Source organism: Kribbella sp. NPDC056861, from assembly GCF_040687575.1.
Classification (GTDB): Bacteria; Actinomycetota; Actinomycetes; order Propionibacteriales; family Kribbellaceae; genus Kribbella.
On record NZ_JBFBNQ010000005.1, the window covers coordinates 831,891 to 854,114 of the forward strand.

The following is a 22,224-nucleotide window of genomic DNA, read 5'->3' on the forward strand; positions in this document are numbered from 1 at the left end:
CGCCGTCCAGCAGGCTCGTCTGCGCCCCTTCGCCCTTCGCAGAGGATTCCCATGAGACGACACCACTTGATCGGCATCGCGGCGGTGACGGCCCTCGCAGCCGTCTCCGTCCAGCCCTCGCTGGCGGCGATCACCGCCCAGCAGGCCCCCGCCGGACGCACCCTGACCGTGGCCAAGTCCGGCGGCCAGTACTCGACCATCCAGGCCGCGGCCAACGCGTCCCAGCCCGGTGACACCATCCTGATCAGCGCCGGCACGTACGTCGAGTCGCTCAAACCCAAGAGCGGCTCGTCCGGCCAGCCCGTCACCTACCAGGCCGCGGCCGGCGCGCGCGTCGTACTGGACGGCAACAAGTCGCTGAAGTCCGGCAACGGTCTGCTCAACCTGGACAGCGTCTCCTGGGTGACGATCGCCGGAATCGCCATCACCCGCTCCCCCACCCACGGTGTCTACGGCTACCAGGCGAAGAACATCGTCTTCGCCGGCTGCGAGGTGTCCTCGTCGTCCAACGGGGGTCTGGTGATCCTCGGTGGCAGCGACATCACCGTCGACGGCTGCGACGTCCACCACAACAACGACAAGGGCACCAGCGCCTCGCACGAGGCGATCTCGATGGGCGACAACACCACCCGGTTCGAGGTGAAGAACAGCCACGTGCACGACAACGGCGAGGAAGGCATCGACGCGAAGTACGACGACAACGCGGCCGGGTCGATCCACGACAACCTGGTGCACGACAACCGCGGGCCGAACATCTATGTCGACTCCTCCAGCGGAGTCGAGGTCTACAACAACGTCACCTACGGCGCGAAGGAGAGCTCGAAGGCCGGCATCGCCGTCGCCGTCGAGGACTACTCCAGCTCGCGCAAGGCGCAGAACATCAAGATCTACAACAACGTGTCGTCTAAGAACGCGGGTGGCGGAATCTCCTTCTGGAAGGAGAGCAGCGGCACCATCTCGGGGATCAGCATCATCAACAACACGATCGCCGACAACCCGAAGCCGGGCATCGTGGGCGCCTCCGAGGTGTCGGGGTCGGGCAACGTCGTCCGGAACACGATCTTCGCCGGCAACAGCTCCGGGATCGGCGGGCCGTTCTCGAACGACCACAACCTGACCACCGACCCGGGCTTCGTGAACCGGAGCGGCGGCGACTACCACCTGGCCGACGGCTCGACGGCGATCGATGCGGGCAGCGCGACCGGTGCTCCGGCGTTCGACCGGGACAAGGGTGTCCGGCCGGTGGGCGGCGGCTACGACATCGGTGCGTACGAGAAGGGCAGCAGCGTCCCGCCGACCACCCCGCCCACCACCCCTCCGACCACCCCGCCCACCACTCCCCCGACGACGCCGCCGACCACTCCGCCCACGACGCCGCCGCCGAGTGGGAACTGGGATCCGCGGCAGCCCGGCCCGGCCGACCTGTTCACCGCCACCGACGGTTCGGTGAACTACTTCCGCTCGCAGATCCCCGCGAACCCCCGGATCGACTCGAAGTCGGCCTCGATCGTCAGCTCGATGGGCAGCAACACGCCCCGGCTGAACGGCCCCGAGTGGCAGATCACCATCTACACCGCCAGCAACAGCGACCCGCTGTACCACCCGACGTTCAGCGAGGACTGGGGTTGCTCGGTCGGCGCGGCCGGGATCCACATTCCTGACTACGCCGCCCGCGAGATCCCGTCGCCGGGTGACGAGTGGATCGTCGTCTACAACAAGGACGACAAGACCGTGAAGTCCATCTGGGGCGCGAGCAAGTCCAGCGGCACCTGGAAGGGCAGCTGCGGCGGTGTCTGGCCGGCCGCGGGTGGCGGTGGCACCGAGACCAAGACCGAAGGCGTCGGCACCGGGGCCGAGGTGCAGGCCGGGGTCGGGTTCATCCTGAACAGCGAGATCCAGAGCGGAGCGATCGAGCACGCGCTCTACTTCACCTCGACCAAGAGCTGCAACAGCGGCTTCCGCAAGCCGGCCGGCAAGACCGACGGTGACAGCAGCGGCTCGTCCTGTGTGCCGATGGGCGCCCGGCTCCAGCTCGATCCGTCGGTCGACTGCAACGGGCTCAGCGGCGCGACCGCGGGCGAGAAGATGATCTGCGTCGCGATGCAGAAGTACGGCGGTTACGTGCTGGACAGTGGCGGCCCCGGCCCGATCAGCGGCATCGGTGTCGCCGGTGACGACCTGACCGACCCGAACCGTGCGCCCTGGACCAAGCCTGGCAACGGCATGCGCAGCGGCGGCATCTTCAAGAACGTGGGCCTGGACGGATCGACCGGCGCGCTGTCCCACATCCCGTGGAACAAGCTCCGGGTCCTGGCGACCTGGAACGGCCAGTGAATCGCGCCGGCCGGGTTGCCGCGGCTGCCGCCCTGGCCGTCGTTGCGGCCTGCACCACGGCGAACGCAGTACCGGCTGGTGATCCGGTGTCGATGACAACTGGGTTCTATGTGGATCCGAACTCCAACCCGGCGGTCTGGGTGCGTAACAACCCGTCCAGCCCGGATGCCGCGACGATCCGGACCAACATCGCCGAGAAGGCCGGTGGGCGCTGGTTCGGCAACTGGAGCGGCGACATCAAGCAGGCAGTCACGGCGTACACGACTGCTGCGGACACCGCCGACAAGCTGCCGATCCTGGTCGCCTACAACATCCCGGGCCGCGACTGTGGCAGTCACTCCGGCGGCGGCGCCGGTACTCCGGCCGCCTACCGCGCGTGGATCAGCCAGTTCGCCGACGGCATCGGCAATCGACCTGCCGTCGTCGTCATCGAGCCGGACGCGCTGGCCCAGCTCGACTGCGTCCCGGCGGCCGAGAAGCAGACCCGGCTCGATCTGCTCAAGTACGCCGTCAACCAGTTCGCGGCCAAGAACCCGAACACCTGGGCGTACATGGACGGCGGCAACGCGACCTGGATCGCCGCCGACGAGATAGCTCGGCGGCTGAAGCTGGTGGAGGTCGGCAAGATCCGCGGCTTCGCGCTCAACACCTCGAACTACTACCGGACCGCCGAGTCGGCCACCAAGGGCAACGCGATCCGGGCGGCGCTGAACAGCCCGGCGCAGTTCGTGATCGACACCAGCCGCAACGGCAACGGGTCGAACGGCGAGTGGTGCAACCCGGCCGGGCGCAAGCTGGGCGACACCTCTCGCGACGGCCGGCACATCTCGGGGACGGTCGACAGCTTGCTGTGGCTCAAGGTCCCCGGCGACTCCGACGGCGATTGCGGGGTCGGCACCGGCGTACCGGCCGGGACGTTCTCGCCGGTGCTCGCCAAGCGGCTGATCGCGGGCAACTGATCAGGTCCTCGTCACCCGGAGCGCCTCGCCCCGGGTGACGAGGCTGTCAGCTGCGGCCGGGGAGCAACCTGCTGAGCTCCTCGGTCAGCCGGGTGGCGATCTTGGCGTGGCCTTCGGCACTCGGGTGCACGGCGTCGGTGCAGTCGTCCTCGGTGATCCAGCCGTCGGTCCCGACGTACCGGATCTTCGGGTCGTCGGCCGCCTTGACCGCCGCCTCGATCTGGTCGGCGTGCTTGCCGTTGAAGGGGCTGAGGGCAACGATCTCGGTGCCCTGGTACGCGGTCCGGAGCTTGGCGAGGTACTCGCCGTACTGCGCGGCGCTCAGCGTCTCGTCGTTGACGCCGAGGTTGACCACCACCAGGTCAGGCTGCTCGACCCGCTCGGCGGGTGAGCCGGCGAAGTTCCAGCCGAACGACTCGGCCCCGGCCGGTACGTCGCCGTTGCCGGTCCGCACGACGCCCTGCCGCCCGAACCCCACCTGGTACGCCGTTGCGCCCAGGGCTCGCGTGGTCAGATACGCGAACGACTTGCTGCCGTCGGCGCCTTCGGACTCAGGATGGTCGCTGAGCGCGCGAACGCCCTGCACGATCGAGTCGCCGTAGAACTCCAGTCGCGGCCCACTCGGACGGCCGCTCAGCCGCAGCAGCGTGCCGGAGCTCAGCACCAGCCCGGCGAACACGACAGCGCACCCGAACGGCGGATCCCACCGGTTCACGTGCTCGTTGACGTCCTTCACCACGATCTCGACCTTGTGCTGCCCGGCCTCCTCCGCGGTCAGCTCGATCACCGGCTGCTCGACCACATGCAGCTCGGGCTCGGCCTCGTCGACGGAGATCCACAAATGAGGCGGCACCTCGAGTTCGGCGACGTCGAAGAGCGCCTGCACCGCGGTCCCGTTGAAGGTGAACGAGATCCGCGACCCGGAGTTGACCGTGATCGCCAGCCCGGGCTGATGCCCCCACTGCCCCTCCAGCACGATCCGCGGATCTCCCGGTGCGACAACTTCGCCCGCCACAAACGCCACTGCTCTACTCCTAGCTCTGCCGGTTACCTCTGTCATTCTCCCTTACCCGGACAGGGGCCAGCCTCCCGCGCCGGTCAGGGGCGCGGGAGGCTGGAGGGGGTGGGGTCAGAAGCCCGAGTTGCCGGGACCTCGGTTGAGGGTGAAGCCGAAGGCGTTGTTGAGACCGCCGGACGGGGTGCCGGAGACGGTCACGTAGTTGAAGGTGGCCGAGCCCGCGACCTGGATGTCGATCCCGAAGGTGCCGGTGTTCTGCACCTTCACGTGGTCGAAGGTCAGGTTGGTGACGTTCTTCTGCCAGCTCATCGAGATGCCCTGGTAGGTGCTGTCGATGATGTCGACGTCCTTGACCAGTACCGGTGAGGTGATCTCGCGGCCCTCGGCGTAGATCCACAGGCCGCCCTGGCTGCTGTTCCAGTCGGTGTTGAAACCGCCGGCCCGGGTGATCGTGTTGCGCTGGACGGACGTCGTACCGCTGAACGGCTGGGCCGAGTGCCAGGTGCTGATCGTGATCCCGGCCGCGGTGTAGACGGTGTCGGAGAACAGGTTGTCCTCGATCTTGTTGCCGTTGCCGCCGTAGATCGCGCCGCCGTTGGCCAGCGCGGGCAGGGCCGCGGTGTTGAAGGTGAAGGCGCAGTTGGCGACCGCGCTGGTGAACGACCACATCGCCATCGCGTCGTCACCGGTGTTGCGGAAGACGCTCTGGTCGACCCGGCTGTTGACGACCGGGCTGCCGTCGCCACTGAAGGTGTTGAGGTTGAGGCCGTCGGCGAACATGTCGCGGATCCGGACGCCGGCGACGTACAGGCCGTCGGTGCCGCTGCTGGCCCACAAGCCGACCTTGGAGTGCTCGAGCCACACGTTGTGGATCAGCGAGCCAGGGCCGAACTTGCCTTCCAGGGCGGCGTCGGTGGTGACCGAGCCGTCCGGGTCGCGGTAGCGCACGTCGCCGGCGAAGTAGAAGTCGGCGAGTTGCACGGCGCCGCCGTTGGCGAAGAAGCCGCCGCGGCCGGCGTTGCCGCGGATCGTCGAGTACCACATGCCCGCGCCGCGAATCGTCACGTTGTCGATGTTGACCCGGGCGTTCAGGTCGAAGGTGCCGCTGGGGATCCAGAGGGTCTTGCCGGCCGCCTTGGCCGCGCTGACCGCCGAGTTGAACGCGGTCGTGTCGTCACCAGAGCCCGACACGGCGCCGTACGCGGTCAGGTCGACCGAGTTGGCCGGGGCCGTGTACGCCGGTGCGACCACCTCGGTGTCGATCAGGTCGATCGTGATCGGCGTGGAGCCGTCGTTCTGCAGCTTGAGCACCGTGCCCGCCGGGTACGACGGCAGCGTCGAGCGGACCTCGTCGTAGAAGCGGTGTCCGCCGCCCAGACCGGGGTCGTTCGGGAACGGGTAGTTGCCGTAGACCCAGCTGTACGCCGAGGTCAGCGTCAGGTCCTTGACCTTCGAGCCGCCCGCGTAGACGCCGAGCGGTGCGGTGATCCCGGTGCCGCCCGCATTGTCGGGGATCGAGTAGCGGACGACGATCGAGTTGGCCGGCTTGGTCAACGTGAACTGGGTGTACTTGCCGGCGTTGTCCAGCCGTACCGCGCGCCGCCCGGACGACTCGGAGGCAACAGTGCGGTAGGTGCGGTCGGGTCCGATCACGACGCCGTTCGTGTTGCTGCTCTCTGCTTCGTACTCCGTGTAGGGCACGGTCGCGCCACGGGCGGCGAGATCGGTCGAGCCGGTGACCGCGAGGTCGTCGAGCGCGACGTTGCCGCTGTCACCGCTGTCGTACTGGTAGCCGATCAGGTTGAGTCCGGCGCGCAGCGGCAGGGTCTGCTGGACGGTGCCCCAACCACTTGCTGAAGGCAACGAGACCTGGCCGACCTTCACACCGTTGGCGTAGGCGCTCAGGGTTTTGGTGCTGCCGCTGGAGTTGCTGTAGCGGAGGGTGGTGGCTGCGTTGCCTGCGGCGGTCGGGTTGACCGTGCGGATGGCGCGGCTGCCGACAGCGGTGAAGCCGGTGACGTACCCGGTGCCGGCGTACCCGGCGATCGACGTACCGATTGAGGTGCCGCCGGAGAGGAACGAGCCCTCCAGTGCGGCTCCGCCTCCGCCTGCGGGCGGCGGGTCGGTGGGGGCGGCGACGGTGAGGTTGTCGAGGTTCACGTTGCCGGAGTCGGCGGTGTCGAATTTGTAGGCGATGGTGTTGGCGCCTGCGACGACCGGGACCGCTTCGGCCGCAGTGCCCCAGGTGTCCCAGTTGGCGGTGGCGGGGAGGCTGATCTGCCTGACCTTGGTGCCGTTGGCGTAAAGGGACAGTGTCATGGCGACGCCTGTGCCGTTGGCGTATCTCAAGGTTGCTGTGCTCGACCCGGCCTTGGTGAGAGTTGTGGAGAAGGTCGTTGAGGCATTGCCCTTATTGGCGTCCGTGTAGCCGCCGACGAATCCAGTGCCGGTGAAGCCCGGGTGGTCAGTCGCGACGACCACTCCCCCGGCCTTGGTCGCGTCTTCGGCCTCCAGGGCGCCGACCGGCGTCGGGCCGCCGCCAGGGAGGTCGGTGACGGTCAACTTGTCGAGGTTGACGTTGCCGGAGTCCGCTGAGTCGAAGCGGTAGCTGAGCTGGTTGGAGCCGGCTGGGAGCGCCAGGGTGGTGTGGAGGTCGGACCAGCTGTCCCAGTTGGCCGACGGCGGCAGGGTGAGCTGCTGGACCTTCGTACCGGCCCGGTAGAGCGACAGCGTCTTGGCAGAACCGGTGCCGTTCGCGTACCTGAGCGACAGGTCGTAGCTGGCGGCTGTCGGGATGCTGACCGCAGCAGTGACCCTTGCGGCTCCCTTGTTGCCGTCGGTGAAGCCGCCGACGAAGCCGGAGCCGGTGAAGCCGGTGTGGTCGGTCGCGACGACCGCGCCACCGGCCAAGGTCGCGCTCTCCGCTTGCACGGTCGCTGTGAACCCAGCGGCGTCCGCTGGTCGCAGGAAGGTGGTGGCCAAGATCATGGCCAGGAATGCTGTGGCTAACCTCTTTTTGGGCATGACTGTGGAGCCCTTCTCTCAGGTGTTACTGGGCGGGGGCGGAACTAGCCTTTGACTGCGCCACTCAGAGCATTGGACTTCAGGAACAGTCGCTGGAAGACCAGGAAGAGCGCCACGGGTATCACCGTCGAGATCGCGAGTGCCGCCAGGAACACATCGAGTTCGACGAAACGCTGTAGCGCCGGGAGACGGACGGACAGGGGTTGCAGATCGGGATCGGGGAGCACCAGCAACGGCCAGAGGAAGTCCTTCCAGGCCGCGATGATCGCGAACACCGAGACCACGCCCAGGATCGGGCGCGACATCGGGAGGACGACGGACCAGAACATCCGGAACGGTCCGGCGCCGTCGACCCGGGCGGCCTCGAAGATCTCCCGGGGCAGGTTGTCGAAGAACCGCTGCACGATCAGGATGTTGAACGCGTTCGCGCCGGCCGGCAGCCAGACCGCCCAGAACGAGTTGATCAGCGACGTTTTCAGCAGCGGCGGGTCCACGATCGTGAGATACAGCGGAACGAGCAGCACGACCGAGGGCACGAACAAGGTGGCCAGCACGATCCCGGTCAGCGCCTGGCGGTACCGGGGTCGCAGGATGGAGAGCGCGTAGCCGGCCGTGGTTGCCACCAGCAACTGGACGAACCAGGAGCCGGCCGCCAGCACCACGGTGTTGAAGAAGTACTTGTCGATCTCCACCCGGGTCCAGGCGGTGGCCAGGTTGCCCCAGTCCATCCCGTTCGGCCACAACGCCAGTGGCGCGCGCAGGGTGTCCTGGGTCGGGGTGATCGCGGCCTTGGCCAGCCAGAGCATCGGGCCGAGACCGATCAGGAACAGCAGTCCCAGCAGGACGACGTGCAGACTCCGCGCAGTACGCCGTACGCCGGGCCGGCGCCAGTCCGATGACGAGAGCACACCCCTGCTCATGAGCGGCTCCAGGATCGGGTCAGGCGGAAGTAGATCGCGGACAGGATGCCCAGGGCAACGGCCAGCATGATGCTCAGCGCGGTGGCGGCGCCGTACTCGCCGCCCAGGCTGTTCGCGAAGGCGTAGTCGTAGATGAGCAGCAGGATCGTGATCGTGGAGTTCGCCGGGCCGCCGCCGGTGAACAGGAACGGCTCCAGGAAGACCTGGGACGTTCCGACGATCTGCAGGATGAAGGTGATCAACAGGACGCCTCGGAGCTGCGGCAGCGTCACGTGCCAGATCTTGCGCCAGATCGACGCCCGGTCGATCTCGGCAGCTTCGTAGAGATCAGTGGCGACTCCGGTCAGAGCAGCCAGGTAGATGATGACCGTGCCGCCGGCCGCGGCCCAGGTCGCCTCCAGCACCAAGGCCGGCATCGCACTGCCCGCGTCCTGCAACCAGGACACCGGGCCGAGCCCTACCGAGCCGAGGATCGTGTTGAAGACACCGTTCGGGCCGGCGTCGTAGAAGAACTTCCACAGCAGCACTGCCACTACCGGTGGGATCACCACCGGCAGGTAGGCCAGTGCGCTGTAGAGACCTTTGAAGCGGCGTACCTCGCTCATCAGGACGGCTGCGACGAGCGGTACCGGGTAGCCGAACAGCAACGCCAGGAAGGCGAAATACAAGGTGTTCTTGACCGCTGTCCAGAGCAGGGGGTCGGCCAGCACGTCCTTGAAGTTCTGCAGGCCGACGAAGGTCGCCGGAGTGACCAGGTTGGTCTCCTGGAAGCTCATCACCACAGCGCGCAGGATGGGGATCCAGGAGAAGACACCGAAGACCAGGAGCAGCGGCAGCAGGAAGACCAGCGTACTGAGGCTGCTGCCCTTAACCCTTCTCATCGGCTACTTCCGGTCGAGAAGTGCCTGCGCCTCGGCGTCGGCCTTCTTCAGCAGATCCGCGATGTCCGCGTTCTTGTTGGTGAGCACCGCCTGCACGACCGGGTCGAGCAGCTTGTAGACCTCCTGGGTCTTCCGGACCGGCTCGGTGACCAGCGGCTGGTCGAACATCTTGTCCGTGTAGGGCTTCATCTGCTCCAGCGGGACGTTGACGTACTCCTTCACCCAGCCCAGCGACTCGTCGTACGTCGCCTTGTCGAACACCGGCAACTGCGGGGCGCCCACTGGCTGCTTGGAGGCAGCAGTGGTCTTCGCATCGAGTACTGCCGCGTCCTTGTCGGCCAGCTTCCGCATGTAGAAGAAGTCGATCCACTTGACGGAGGCGGCCTTCACAGCGTCGTTGGACTTGGCACTGACCGTCGCCAGCGTGCCACCACCCAGTACTCCGGCCTCGCCGCCTTCGGCGAGCGGAATGGTCGCTACGCCGTAGTCGGCCGGCTTGAGCGCGTTCTGCGTGACCAGGGAGCCGTAGTTGCCACCACCGGAGACGTACATGCCGATCTGGCCAGAGGCGAAGGCCTGGTTGATACCGCCCCAGTCATAGAGGAAGTTGGCGCCCATGCTGTTGTCGGACCAGCGCATGTCCTTCAGGAGCTGCAGTACCGAGGTCATCTCGGGGGTGTCCAGCTGTGCCGTGGCGGTGTCGCCCTCGATCTTCTCGGTCCGGCCGCCGAAGGCGTAGTTCAGCGTGGTCAGGATCCAGCCGCCGGTGTTGTCGGTGGTCAGTTCGGCGTACCCGGCCTTGCCGGTCTTCTCGGCGATCTGCTTGGCACTCGAGCGGATCTCGTCCCAGGTCGTCGGCGGCTTGTCGGGGTCCAGCCCGGCCTGCTTGAACAGGGACCGGTTGTAGTGCAGCGCCTGCCCGTACGCCGCGATCGGGACGGCCCACATCTTGCCGTCCTCGGCCTTGCCCGCCTGGGCGACCTTCTCGCTGAACTTGTTCGCGTACGGCAGCCCGGCGATCAGGCCGCTCAGGTCGGCGATCTGCTTGCGCTCGATCAGGCCACGGCCGTCGGTGAACGGGACGGTGAAGACATCGGGCAGCGTGCCACCAGCAAGCTGCGCGGTGAAGGTGGTCGCCGTCCAGTTGTACTCCTGCGGGACGACGTCGATGGTCGGGTTGTCCTTCTCGAACTGCGCGACCCGGGCGTCGAAGGCGGCGATCGCGCCCTTGTCCAGGCCGGGGTCGCGGGCGACCTTGATCGAGACCGGGCCGCCGGGACTCGGCTGGCTGGTGGCGTCGTCCGACCCCGAACAGGCGGTGAGGCTCGCCGCCAGGGCGACCACCAGGGCGATGGGAGTGAGTTTCATGGGTGGTTCTCCTACTTCGTGGTCAGCCAGGCGGCTGCGTCGGTGGGGAGGCGATCGCCGGCCAGGGCGGCGCTGGCGAGCAGGACTTCGCCGTACGGCGGGAGTGCTATCGGGTCGTCGCCCAGGTTGACCACGCAGAGGAAGTTGTCTCCCCGGCTGAAGGCGATGACGTCGGCGGTGTTGAGTTCGTGCCAGGCAAAGTGTTCTGTGCTGAGGTCACGGCGGCCGGCCAGCGCCGCGCGGTAGAGGTTGAGCATCGAGCCGGGATCGCGCTCCTGCACCTCGACCGAGTGCGAGCCCCAGTCCGCGGGCTGCGGCAGCCAGGGGGTGAAGCCTTGGGTGTTGAAGCCGAAGCTCGGACCGGTAGTTGTCCAGGGCAACGGTACGCGGCAGCCGTCGCGGCCGGGGTCGGCGCCTTCGGAGCGGTGGAAGATCGGGTCCTGCAGCGCGGCGAGCGGCAGATCCTCGACCTCGGGCAGGCCGAGCTCATCGCCTTGGTAGACATAGAGCGAGCCGGGCAGCGCCGCGGTCAGCAGCGCCGCGGCCCGTGCGCGCCGCTGCGCCTTGGCCAGATCGGTCGGTACGCCGAACCGCTTGTCCTGGAACGAGAACGAGCTGTCCTCGCGGCCATATCTCGTGGCCGGTCTCGTCACGTCGTGATTGGAGAGCACCCAGGTCGCCGGGGCGTCGACCGGAGCATGCGCGGCCAGCGTCGAGGTGATCGACTCGCGCAGCTCGGCCGCTTTCCACGGCCGGCCCATCAGGTCGAAGTTGAACGCGGTGTGCATCTCGTCCGGCCGCAGGTAGCGGGCGAACCGCTCGGGGTCGGCCAGCCAGATCTCGCCGACCAGCACCCGGGGGTCGGCGTACGAGTCGGCGACTGCGCGCCAGGATCGGTAGATGTCGTGCAACTCGTCGCGGTCGACGTACGGGTGCTCGTCGGTCTCGCCGTACTGCGGGAAGCTGGGGTCCTTGACCGGCATGGTGGCCGAGTCGATCCGGATCCCGGCGACGCCCCGGTCGAACCAGAACCTGAGGATCTCCTCGTGTTCGCGGCGGACGTCGGGGTGGTTCCAGTTGAGGTCGGGCTGCTCGGGGGTGAACAGGTGCAGGTACCACTCCCCCGGCGTACCGTCGGGGTTCTTGGTCCTGGTCCAGGTGTCGCCGGAGAAGCTGGAGACCCAGTCGGTCGGCAGTTCCTCGCCGCCGCGGAACCAGAAGCGCTCCCTGGCCGGTGAGCCGGGGCCGTCCTCCAGCGCTGCTTTGAACCACTCGTGCTCGCTGGAGATGTGGTTGGGGACGACGTCGATGATGGTGCGGATACCGAGCTTGGAGGCTTCTTCGATCAACTGCTCGGCCTCCTCGACGGTGCCGAAGGCCGGGTCGATCGTGCGGTAGTCGGCGACGTCGTACCCGCCGTCGGCGAGCGGGGACAGGTACCACGGGGTGAACCAAATGGCGTCGATGCCGAGGCTGCTCAGGTAGGGCAGTCTCGACCGGACGCCGGCCAGGTCGCCGGTGCCGTCACCGTTGCCGTCGGCGAAGCTGCGCGGGTAGATCTGGTAGATCGTCGCGTCCCGCCACCACTGGTCTGTGCTCACCTCTGTGGTCACCGCTGTGCTCACCTCTTGGCTCACCCGAACTCCGATCGATCGTGGTAGGTTTAGCGCTCCACCTTGGTGGGACCGTAAGGCCGGTCCTGGGCAGGTGTCAATGGGCGAGTCGCACTCGTATCCTGGCCGCGACGATCGAGAGGAGCCGCTGGTGCGGGTCACGCTGAAGGACATCGCCGACGAGGCCGGGGTCAGCATGATGACGGTCTCCAACGTGGTGAACGGCAAGCGCGCCCGGGTGTCGAAGGACACCATCGACCGGATCCAGCGGATCGTCGCCGAGCGTGGCTACGTGCCGAGCGCGTCGGCCCGGAGCCTGGCGGCGAAGTCGTCGCGGCTGATCGGGCTGCTGGTGCCGGCCGCCGACGAGGACAGCCTGATGATCAGCCCGCACAACGTGGCGATCGTCGGGCAGATCGAGCGGGAGTTACGCAAGGGCGGCTACCACCTGCTGCTGCGCGGGATCGCCGAGCCGGCCGAGGTCGCGGAGGCGTTGCAGTCGTGGAGCCTGGACGGCGCGGTGCTGCTCGGGTTCCTGGACGAGGAGATCGACCGGCTCACACCGCGGACGGTCGGCAAGGTGTCGTTGCTGGCGATCGACAGCTACTCGGCGAATCCGCTGACCACCGGAGTACGGTCCGACGATCACACCGGTGCGCTGCTGGCTGCTCGGCATCTGCTGGAGCTGGGGCATCGGGAGATCGTGTTCGCGGGGCCTTCGTTCTCCGACGTGGGCGTGGTGCACGAGCGGTTCTCCGGGTTTCAGGCAGCGTTTGCCGAGGCCGGGTTGGTGTGGCAGGAGCGGTTGGTCACTGCCAACACGACACATGCCAGCGGTCGCGAACTCGGGCGGCGGCTGAAGGAGGAGTTCCCTGCTGCGACGGCTGTGTTCGCGACCGCTGACATCTTGGCGATCGGGATCATGGAAGGGCTTGGGGAGAGCGGTTACTCGGTGCCTGGTGATGTGTCGGTGCTTGGCTTCGATGACCTTGATCTGAGTGCTTACGTGACGCCGAAGCTGACCACGATCGCGCAGGACATTCCGCGGAAGGCGGCGATCGCAGTACAGCTGCTGCTGGGGACAGTGGAGGGCAAGGAGCACCCCGCTGCCCCGATCACGTTGGACGTCCGGCTGATCGAGCGTGGGTCAACGGGGTCACCACCCCTCCTTGCGGGCGCGAGCCTCGAAGAGCAGGATGCCCGCTGACAACGCGACGTTGAGTGAATCGGCCTGGCCGAGCATCGGGATCGAGACTTTGCCGAAGCCCTGCTGGTGCCACTGCTGGTGCAGTCCTGCGCCTTCTGAGCCGACGACGAAGGCTGTTCGTCCGCTGTACTGCGGAGTTTTGTAGCTGCCCGTTGCGGCGGGGTCGGCCAGGTGGACCTCGAACTGGTGTTTCCTGAGCCATTGGGCAGCCGCTGCGATGTCGTCGAATTCGATGACCGGCGTGGTCAGGACCATGCCGCGGCTGGCGGCGTACACAGCGGGGTTGGTGAGCTTGGCCCGGCGGCTGGTGAGGACGAGGCAGTCGGCGCTGGCTGCGTCGACCGTGCGGATTAGGGTGCCGAGGTTGCCGGCGTACTCGACACCGTCGGCGACCAAGATGAGCGCATCGTCGTCGAGGTGCAGCTGATTCGGTCGCCAGGTCGGGAGCCGGGCGATGGAGATCAGGCCGTCGGACCTGCTCTTGCGGCTGACTCGGGCGAGCAGCTTCGGTGAGATCCGGAAGACTTCCTGCGCCCGAGCGGCGATCCTGGCCGCCTCGTCGGGTTGCACGCAGGCTTCTGGACAGTAATAGAAGGTGTCGATCGGGGTCGCGGTAGTGAGCAGCTGGTTGTGCTCCCAGCTGCCCTCGACCAGGATCCGGCCGGGGACGGAGTCCTTGCGGACGGCGAGCAGGGCACGGCCGCGCGGGTGCTGCGCGCCGATCGACAAGGCGTCGAGAGCTGACGGTGTCATGAGGTGACTCCGGTGAATGAGAACAGCTCACCGCCCCGGGGACCACCCTCTGGGGTCTGCGCCGGGTTCGGTTCGCTGGGGTCGGCTAGGGCGTGGGGACGCGCTAGCCGAGCAGTCTCATCATGCTTTGGATGGTAGATATCCACAGCCGTGCCGTCACTCGGTTTTTGATTGGCGGTCGCCGTCGATAAAGTCGCTCATCTGGCTGTCTTCGGGGGCGGCCGGGCACGGGAGGAGATCACGATGGACGCGACATTGCTGGACGCGGAGGCCGAAGCGGCCGTCCTGCGCGTCTACCGGCAGGTCTTCGCCGTGCTCGCCCGTGAGGCCGGCGCGATGATCGTCGATCCTGAGCTGCTGGATGCGGACCAGGCGATCCTGGACGCGTTCGCCGAGGCGGGCAGCGACGGGTTGACCGTCGAGCAGGCCACGCTCGCCTGCCGGGGCTATCCGCACGACGTGATCGTGCGCCGCTTCGAGGTACTGCGGCAGTACGGCGCGATCACCAAGCTGGTGGATCGGCCCAACGAGCTGCGCCACCGGGCGGCGTTCGCGCCGTACGTGATGTTGATGTTCCTCAAGCGGATGTCGGTGCAGGGCGGCCAGGCCGAGCTGCACCAGCTGCTCACCCTTGAAGCACACAGCGTGAGCGATCCCAAGGCGGTCGCCGAGCAGGGGCAAGCGTCGATCCAGCGGTTGACCAAGGTCTTCCGGCTGCTGGGGAACGAGCTGTCCATCCTGGTCTCGACCAGCACCACGGCCCAACTGCGGGAGAACGCGCAGCTCGCCTGGGGTAACGAGCGGCTGATCGAGCAAGCCGAGAAGGTGCACCGCATCGTGCTCGAGCGGTGGCCCGGGTTGCATCAGGTCTGCACGCAACTGCGGATGTCGCTGGCCGCTTATGCCGACGCGGTGCAGCTTGCCGCCGGGCGACTGGTCGAGCGAGCCGGGACTACGCGGGCGCTCGGGTTGCTGCCGATCGAGACTTGGCTGACGTTCACGCGGAGCAGCGATACCGACGTACTGGCTGGAGTTCTGGACGGGTTGCTGTTCGACGCGGCGGCGCCGGACTTCTCGCCGGAAGGGATGCTGGAGGCGGTCGAGTCCGGGCGGCGTACCGGTACTGCACGGATGGCGCCGCCGCGGCCTTCATCCGAGACCGACGCGCCGGAGTCCGCGGCCGCGACGGATCGCGAGGATCTGCGAGCGCAGGCTGAGCGGATCCTGGCCGGGCAGTCCAGCGTGAGCATCGTGGATGTGGTTGATGATGCGGGCGACTGGGTCACCGCTCGGCGGGTGCTGGCTGAGCTGACAGCGGCGCATCTGCATGACGAGCTCGACTACGAGTTGGTGTGGGGCGACGGGATGCGGATCGATCCGGCCGCTGGGACGCCGTGGGCGACCGAGGGCTCGTTCCGGCGGGTGACGCGATGAGCACGTCGGAGACGGTCGAGAGTGGCCGCGGCTACAACGCTTTGTGGTGGGCAAAGGTTCAATCAGCCGGCCCCCTGCAGGTCTCACCGGACACCCCGGCGATCCCCGGCCTCACTCGCGCGGCCGAGCCCGACGGCACCTCCCTCTGGATGCTGCCAACCCTCCCCGCCGGCGCCGGCCACAGCGTCCTGGAAGAACTCGGCATGCCTCCCGTAGCTGTAGAACAGCCCAACGAGACAGCCCGAGTCCTCTCCATCTGCGTAGCCTGCTGCTGGCCCGACCGCAGCGGCTCCGCCTGGCCCGGCGTCACCGGCACCCTCGCCCAGGTCAAAGCCGTCTACGCCGGCCTCCGCGGCCGCCCCGAGCAGTCCAGCGACCTGACCCTGATCATCGGCAGCCTCCGCCGCCTCCACGCCACCAACTGGCTCCTCTGGAACGAGAAGGCCGGCGAGGTCCGTCTGGGCCCCCGGGTCATCACTTGGGGACCGGCTCAACTGGTGGCCCTGCGTGAAGTCTGCCGAGTCCTGCCGGACCCGCCTCCCGCAGTACTGGCTCCGCCGCAGGCACCCACCCCCGCTGCAGACCCCCTGCCGACCTCAGCCACCGCCGAGGAGGACGAATGAACGACCACCACGCCCTCTTCGACCCCATCCTCCAAGACCTCAGCGACCGTACGCGCGACGAAGTACTGGCTGCTTTCAGTGCTGTTCAGTACGCCGCCCACCCGGTGGCCGAGGTCCAACTGGCCGGTCTTCGCGATGTCACGCTGCGCCGCCAGGTCTCGAAGATGCTGAAGCTGATCGGCCGCACCCTCGTCCACGTCGACGGGACTCACTGGACGGCTGGTTATGCCGACGACATCGCCGCGACCCTGACGGCGCAAGGCTGGCAACCGCTCTCGGTCGTCGACCGCGCCGTCCTCGTCCTCGTGCTGGTCCACTCGGTCGCCATCCCGCGCAGCGAAGGCATCCTCACCGGAGACAGCTGGAAGTCGGCTCGCCCGACGACCGTCGACGAACTGCGCACCACCAAGATCAGCGCGGAAGAGCGCCGCCTGGCCCTCCAACGTCTCCGGGCCGCCGGCTTGATCCAGCTGTCCGGCGACCACTCCGGCGGCCCGAGCTACATCCCGGGTCCGCAACTGCAACGCCTCACCCCGGCCGCGCGCCGCCGGCTGCAGGATCAGCTGATCCTCGCGGCCGCGCCGTCGAGCCCGATCGCGGAGGCCATCCGCGCTCGCAAAGGCATTTCCACTGAAGAAGGAGCGGCATGAGCACCCCCACCCCGGCTGAGGACGGACCGTTCGACATCCTCGGCTCGAAGGTGCTGCTCGGCGTCCAGGTCGTCGACCTGTCCCGGCTGTCGACGCACCCGATCCCGATGGTCGGCCAGGGTCTGGTCACCGTCGCCGGTCAGGGCCCGGTCGACTCGAACGGCGCCGGCAAGTCCTCCTGGATCGCCGCGCTGTCCCTGCTGCACGCCGACGACCAATGGCGGCTGACCAGCGGCGCTCCCGGTGCAGCCGAGTTGCTCTTCACCGCCGAGGCGGCCGGCCAGGAAGGCACCTGGTCGAACGTCGACCGCGGCTACATCGTCGGCGTCTTCTCCGATCCTGACCTGACCGAGCTGGCCGAGATCGAGGCGGCCGCGATCACCGTCTGGATCAGGATCAACCGCAAAGCGTCGTACCTGGATCTGCGCTGGAAGAGCGGCCTGCACGTCCCCTACGGCACCACCGAGTCCGAGCGGGCCGCCGGTGCCGACGCGCTCTGGGCCGCGCTCCCCCACTCCAACGGCCGCACCGATTTCCACGCCAACAAGTTGTCGTCCGTCCTGTACGGCGGCCAGGTGCGCTGCGTCTCGTTCCTGTCCACCTCGGTCAGATCGTCTCCGACCGCCAACCTCCTCGCCGAGCCACTGAACGAGCTCGGCCCGGCCCGCATCTTCAACGCGATCGCCACCCTCACCGGGCTCGACCACGAGCTGGAGCAGGAGCAGGCTCACCGCTCCGCCGAGCACACCCAACGCGAGGCGACCAAGCAAGCCGCGGCCGACCTGCAGCGGTGGGAGCAGGAGATGGCCACCGTCGAGGCGGGCATCCTGCAACGCGCGGCGGCCCGCGAGGCGCTGACTGCCGCTCGAGAGTCCTGGCGCGCCCGCAGCGCGCGGTACCTGGTCGACGGCGACGCGCGAAACAGCGAGATCGTGCAGGAGTTGAGTGTTCTCGACGAGCGGGTGGCCGAGCAGGAGGCCAAGCGCGACACGGTCGACACCGAGATCGAGGCCTTCGGCAGCGAGGAAAACCTGCTGCGCGACGTCCAGCTGACCCGGCAGGAGCGCGACAAGCTCGATGCGCGCGATCGCGAGCTGGATCTTGCGCAGCGTTCAGTCCGCGAGCAGCTCGAGCGACTCGGCCAGGAACATCGGCGATTGCTCGATGCTGGGCGTTCGGCCGATGGACGCGACCTCACCGCTGCCGGTGAGGAGCAAGCAGAGGCTCGTGCTGTGCTTGAGGAGCACATCGGGCTGGACCACGCGGCGCGTTCCGCGGTCGACCAGGCGACTGCCGACCTGCGCGAGGCCGAGAGCGGCCAGACCGTCTCCGCTCCGCAGCAACAGGTGCTGACCACGGCAGGCATCGAGTGTGGCGCGCTGACCGACATCACTGAGCTCGCGAACTCTGACCGTGCCGAGTGGGAGCCGCGGCTCGCGCCGTACCGGGAGGCTGTTGTCGTCGACGCGGCCGATGTCGCGCTCGCGACCACGGCGCTGACCGATGCCGGCTATCCGGGCTTCCTCCTGGTGCTGGCCAACCGACCTGGCACTGCTGCCTTCAAGGGTGGGCCTGCGTCGGCGGACAAGCGCTTTAAGCTCGATGGGTTCTTCGCTGCGCTGGCCGCTCGCTCCGCCAAAGAGGTCATCGACGATCCCGCTGGTGTGGTCGCCGTTGGGCAGTTCGAGGAGGCGATCACCGGTCGTACTGCTCGAATCGAGGCCGCCCGGCGCCGACTCGACTCCTCTGTCGCCGCTCGCTCAGCCGCCTCGTCGGCGCTTGAGCAAGCTCGCGCGCGGGTCGACCAGGCAGAGCGCCGTACTGCGGCCGCTCGCGCCCTGGGCACCGCCGCGGATGTGCAGGATCAGATCCTCGCGCTCCGCGAGGCGAACGACCAGCACGAGACCGACCGCGACACCCTCGCCCCCGCTCTCCAGGCCGCGAAGGAATCCGCCGAAGCAGCAGCCGGGCAGCAACTCGTCCGCGACGAGCGTCTGAAAAACCTCGAAGCCACCCGCCGCGACCACGGCCGCATCCTCGACGAGCTCGCCGGCCGCCGACTCGTACTCCTTGAGGAGCAAACCAACCTCGACCTGGTCACCAGGACGACCACCTGGGGTGGCAGCGCCGCCGAGGCGTCCGAGTTTCTGGTCGCGATGCCGGACGACGCGTCGCAGCGCCGTACCACCGCCGACTGGAACCACCAGGCCTGCACCCAGCTCGACGACGTCGTACGCCGCTGCTTCCCGAACGCCCGCTCCCGCGAGGAAATCCCCTCCGAGCTCTGGGAGATCCTCAACGGCGCCGATGGCTGGTCGAACGGCACCCTGGGAGCCCGCGTCTCGCTGGTCCCCGCCCTGCAACGGACCCTCGCAAGCCACCTCGCTCAGCACGAGACGTTCGACAGCCTCCAGCAACAGCAGATCGCCAGCCAGCGTGCCGAACGCAACGCCGCCCTCGAGCGCGCCCGCGAAGGCCTCGACGAATCCGAAAGCACCGCCCGCGCCCACCGCTCCTCGCTGGCCGACGGCATCAAGGCCCGGCTGCGCCTGGTCTCGGCAGAATTCGACCGCCTCGACCAGCAGTACGGCGGCTACGGCGCCAAACTCGAGTACCCGGAGCCCGACCCGCCCGCCGAGCCCGACAAGCCCTGGCGCTGGACGGTCACCCCGAAGTGGCGCCGCTCAGAAGGCGGCCCGTTCTCCGCCTTCAACGTCAAGGGCAACACCGCCCAGATGGACGAAAAGGCCGTCAAACTGGTCTGCGCCGCCGCCCTCGCCGGCGGCTCCGACCGCCCCCTGCTCCTGATCCTCGACGAGTTGGGCCGCAACCTCGGCTCCCAACACCGCCGCGAAGCAGTAGCCCTCTTCGAACAGATCGGCCGCGACCGCAACATCACCGTCATCGGCGCCCTCCAGGACGACATGGAACGCTACGCCCTGTCCTCGTCCCGCCTGTACGTCAAGCTCCGCCGCTCCTCCGACACGATGGCCTACAACCAGGCCCCCGTGGTCAAGGGCAACGAGGAGTACTCCGCCCGAGTAGAACTCCTCCGCACCTGGCTCGACTCCTACCGAGGCCCCCGCCCCACCCTCGAACTAGCCGAACCAACCCTCGACTCCCCCGACCCGAGCGAGCCAGCGCTCACCTCTACCGCGCCCACCCGCGCCACCACCGAGCCCCCGCTCGACCCGGCTCCCCCCTCCGGCTCGCCCAGGCCGACCTCAACCGCTTAAGCGACTACCGCCAGCACGACACCCGAGGCAGCTCCATCCGCCTCCGACACCGCCAGCTCCACCACAAAAACCACCAAGTCAGCCACTCGTCGCAAGCCCACTAAAGCGGTCAACCAGCCCACCACCGACGCCAAGGCCCAAGCCCCCGCCACCACCGAACCAACTGCCACCCCCGAACCACCCACCGACTAACACCCGCGGGAAGGTCGGCACGGTCGCCGCTCCCGAGGTACGGCCAGGCAACTCAGACCTCCAACGAGGTCACCGGCTCAGACGCGCACCGGGCGGTCGGGCATCGAGCTGCTGGAAGCCCGCCAAGTTCTGCCTGTCGGAGACGAGATTGTGGTGGATTGCTACCGAAAACCGACCCCGGTGGTCGGGATTGACCTAGGGGTCCTTCACACTGGGAGGGTGAGGTGTCTGCAGATGTCCGTCCCAGCCCTCCTCAGTCGTTTACACGGAGTAGGCGGAGCTCTGGCCAACCCCTCACCGTTCGGCGTACCGTCCGTTGGACAGGTCCAGCCGGCAGCTGATCGGAGGGCGTGAGATGGCATCTTGGCTACTACGCGCCCAGTGGGCCCACCGCGACGAGACAGTCGAACACCGGGCCCTCCGCGTCGGCCGCACCCTGACCGCGGTCGCCGTCGCGTTCCCTGACGTCCACCTGTGGACCCAGGACGAACGCTGGGGATTCCACGTCCTCGAGGCAGACGGCTCCGCCCCGCTCAAGGAAATGGTCGAGGCAACCACCAAGGTCCTCTCGAACGGTTCCAGCACCACCCGCCTCCACCTACAGAGCGCCGGCGAACTCCCCTGGCTCTTCGACCTCTCCATGGGCGGCACCCTCACCACGGTCTCCGACCAACTCACCCTGCACTGGAGCGACGAAGACGCCCTGACCCAGTCAGAACGCTTCGCCCAGGTACTCCGCGCAGTCGTCACGATCTGGGAACCCGAATGGGCCAGCATCGCCGACACCGAACTAGCCGCAGCCGCCGGCGTCTTCCGCCGCGGCATCCCCATGATGGGCTGGCTCACCTACGTCCGAGGCATGATCGCCGGCGCCCACGGCATCGACATCGCCCTAACCCCCTTTGAACGAGGCACCCTCCTCCAGGCCCCCGTAGCCCCCGCAGACCTAACCCCGATCCACATCTGCGCCGCAGCCGCCCTGGTAGGCATCTCCCCCGAAGACCTCTAACCCCCACTGAGATCGCTCGCCCCTCCCAGCCAGCCGCAAGCCCAAACGTCTACGCCGGCCAGTGGTGGGCCCAAGTGTCGACGTCAGCCGGCCGCGTCGTGCGACATCCAGCTCGCGAACGCCTCCTCGGCCCCGCCGGCATGGCCGTGGCCCAGGTCGACGGCACGAGTTGCCAGGCCGAGGTACGTTCGCTCGCGAAAGCGCAGAGACTCCACCACCTCCTGGGGCAGAGGCGACAGCAGCGCACTGCGCCGAGCGACGTCCGCGAGCTGTGGCAAAGCGACATCCGCGACCTGCAACAGGTCATTCCCGGCATGCTGTGGCAAGAAGGCAACACCCGCCTGTTATGGCAGGGCCACACCGGCCCGACGTGTGCGTGCAGCAGCAGTAACTGCGAAACACCACGGCGTGGCAGCGACAACACCACGGCGATGCAAGTCGCGCTGGCTAGATGCCCATCACAATGCTGACCAGGATGAGGCCGAAGCCGACTAGGACGCAGCCGCAGCCGCAGCCGACGACAATGCCGCTCGCCAGAAGCCACGTCGACCGCGCTCCCCCCGACTCCAGTTCGACGACCTCGCCGACCAGCCAAGTTTGTCTTCCTACGTCCGTCTCCCACCCCGCCGGCGTGGATCCGCTCAGCACCAGCGTCCAGCGCAAGGTCGACAACCAAGCTGCGCTGCTGGCAACTCCCCACCCGGGTCGACAGACTCGTTAACTCCCCGTCCGAGTCGACGGATTCCTTCAGCTCGCGAGCCGTCGGCATACACCTTTCCTGCCAATGTCCTACCCGCCTGCCACATCACGTTCCGGACTGATGCGATCCCGGCCGGTGAGCGGTTCATGTTGGCGCGGCGGACTCGGCAGGCTGCGGACGCGTTGACCAGGCGCCTCAGCCACTAAATTGTTTCTGGGGTAAACACATTAAGGGCCACCCCTTGCGGGGTGGCCCTTAACAGTGTGAATGTCCGGCGACGTCCTACTCTCCCACGACCTACCG

The 22,224-nt window shown here is 67.8% G+C and carries 16 protein-coding genes; 8 read left to right on the top strand and 8 right to left on the bottom strand.

What is annotated here, in order from left to right; all coding sequences use genetic code 11:
- Positions 1-51 precede the first annotated feature (51 nt).
- On the top strand, positions 52-2,334 hold the full coding sequence (locus AB0P21_RS28050) for a right-handed parallel beta-helix repeat-containing protein (protein WP_363700206.1): 2,283 nt from the start codon (positions 52-54) through the stop codon (positions 2,332-2,334).
- The gene (locus AB0P21_RS28055; RefSeq protein WP_363700207.1) at positions 2,331-3,293 is read left to right on the top strand and encodes a glycoside hydrolase family 6 protein; all 963 of its coding nucleotides are present in this window, start codon (positions 2,331-2,333) and stop codon (positions 3,291-3,293) included. Before AB0P21_RS28050 ends, AB0P21_RS28055 begins: the two co-directional genes overlap by 4 nt.
- Positions 3,294-3,339: 46 nt before the next feature.
- Here AB0P21_RS28055 and AB0P21_RS28060 read toward each other — a convergent pair whose 3' ends face one another.
- The 6 genes from AB0P21_RS28060 to AB0P21_RS28085 form a co-directional block, all read right to left on the bottom strand.
- The gene (locus AB0P21_RS28060; protein ID WP_363700208.1) at positions 3,340-4,317 is read right to left on the bottom strand and encodes a GDSL-type esterase/lipase family protein; all 978 of its coding nucleotides are present in this window, start codon (positions 4,315-4,317) and stop codon (positions 3,340-3,342) included.
- A 105-nt stretch (positions 4,318-4,422) separates the two neighbouring features.
- On the bottom strand, positions 4,423-7,299 hold the full coding sequence (locus AB0P21_RS28065; protein WP_363700209.1) for a CBM35 domain-containing protein: 2,877 nt from the start codon (positions 7,297-7,299) through the stop codon (positions 4,423-4,425).
- A gap of 80 nt (positions 7,300-7,379) precedes the next feature.
- Positions 7,380-8,255: a carbohydrate ABC transporter permease gene (locus AB0P21_RS28070; RefSeq protein ID WP_363700210.1), complete on the bottom strand. Its 876-nt coding sequence runs from the start codon at positions 8,253-8,255 to the stop codon at positions 7,380-7,382.
- Complete coding sequence (locus AB0P21_RS28075; RefSeq protein WP_363700211.1) at positions 8,252-9,136, bottom strand: sugar ABC transporter permease; 885 nt, start codon at positions 9,134-9,136, stop codon at positions 8,252-8,254. Before AB0P21_RS28075 ends, AB0P21_RS28070 begins: the two co-directional genes overlap by 4 nt.
- Positions 9,137-9,139: 3 nt before the next feature.
- Complete coding sequence (locus AB0P21_RS28080) at positions 9,140-10,504, bottom strand: extracellular solute-binding protein (protein WP_363700212.1); 1,365 nt, start codon at positions 10,502-10,504, stop codon at positions 9,140-9,142.
- Between the two features lie 11 nt (positions 10,505-10,515).
- On the bottom strand, positions 10,516-12,117 hold the full coding sequence (locus tag AB0P21_RS28085) for a glycoside hydrolase family 13 protein (protein ID WP_363700213.1): 1,602 nt from the start codon (positions 12,115-12,117) through the stop codon (positions 10,516-10,518).
- A 151-nt stretch (positions 12,118-12,268) separates the two neighbouring features.
- Between AB0P21_RS28085 and AB0P21_RS28090 the strand changes: the two genes are divergently transcribed.
- Positions 12,269-13,324 (top strand): LacI family DNA-binding transcriptional regulator, encoded by a 1,056-nt coding sequence (locus AB0P21_RS28090; protein WP_363700214.1) that lies wholly within the window; start codon positions 12,269-12,271, stop codon positions 13,322-13,324.
- Here the strand turns inward: AB0P21_RS28090 and AB0P21_RS28095 are convergent.
- On the bottom strand, positions 13,274-14,077 hold the full coding sequence (locus AB0P21_RS28095; protein ID WP_363700215.1) for a TrmH family RNA methyltransferase: 804 nt from the start codon (positions 14,075-14,077) through the stop codon (positions 13,274-13,276). The genes AB0P21_RS28090 and AB0P21_RS28095 overlap by 51 nt on opposite strands.
- Positions 14,078-14,320: 243 nt before the next feature.
- Here AB0P21_RS28095 and AB0P21_RS28100 point away from each other — a divergent pair, with 243 nt between their 5' ends.
- The 5 genes from AB0P21_RS28100 (at position 14,321) to AB0P21_RS28120 (ending at position 21,221) form a co-directional block, all read left to right on the top strand.
- Positions 14,321-15,511 carry a hypothetical protein gene (locus AB0P21_RS28100; protein WP_363700216.1) on the top strand — a complete coding sequence of 397 codons (1,191 nt, stop codon included), beginning with the start codon at positions 14,321-14,323 and terminating at the stop codon, positions 15,509-15,511.
- Positions 15,508-16,134 (top strand): hypothetical protein, encoded by a 627-nt coding sequence (locus AB0P21_RS28105; RefSeq protein WP_363700217.1) that lies wholly within the window; start codon positions 15,508-15,510, stop codon positions 16,132-16,134. The genes AB0P21_RS28100 and AB0P21_RS28105 overlap by 4 nt, the downstream gene beginning before the upstream one ends.
- Positions 16,131-16,784 carry a hypothetical protein gene (locus AB0P21_RS28110; RefSeq protein WP_363700218.1) on the top strand — a complete coding sequence of 218 codons (654 nt, stop codon included), beginning with the start codon at positions 16,131-16,133 and terminating at the stop codon, positions 16,782-16,784. Before AB0P21_RS28105 ends, AB0P21_RS28110 begins: the two co-directional genes overlap by 4 nt.
- Positions 16,781-20,020 (top strand): chromosome segregation ATPase, encoded by a 3,240-nt coding sequence (locus AB0P21_RS28115; protein WP_363700219.1) that lies wholly within the window; start codon positions 16,781-16,783, stop codon positions 20,018-20,020. Before AB0P21_RS28110 ends, AB0P21_RS28115 begins: the two co-directional genes overlap by 4 nt.
- A gap of 547 nt (positions 20,021-20,567) precedes the next feature.
- Positions 20,568-21,221: a hypothetical protein gene (locus AB0P21_RS28120; protein ID WP_363700220.1), complete on the top strand. Its 654-nt coding sequence runs from the start codon at positions 20,568-20,570 to the stop codon at positions 21,219-21,221.
- A gap of 83 nt (positions 21,222-21,304) precedes the next feature.
- Here AB0P21_RS28120 and AB0P21_RS28125 read toward each other — a convergent pair whose 3' ends face one another.
- Positions 21,305-21,547 carry a hypothetical protein gene (locus AB0P21_RS28125; protein WP_363700221.1) on the bottom strand — a complete coding sequence of 81 codons (243 nt, stop codon included), beginning with the start codon at positions 21,545-21,547 and terminating at the stop codon, positions 21,305-21,307.
- Between the last annotated feature and the right edge of the window lie 677 nt (positions 21,548-22,224).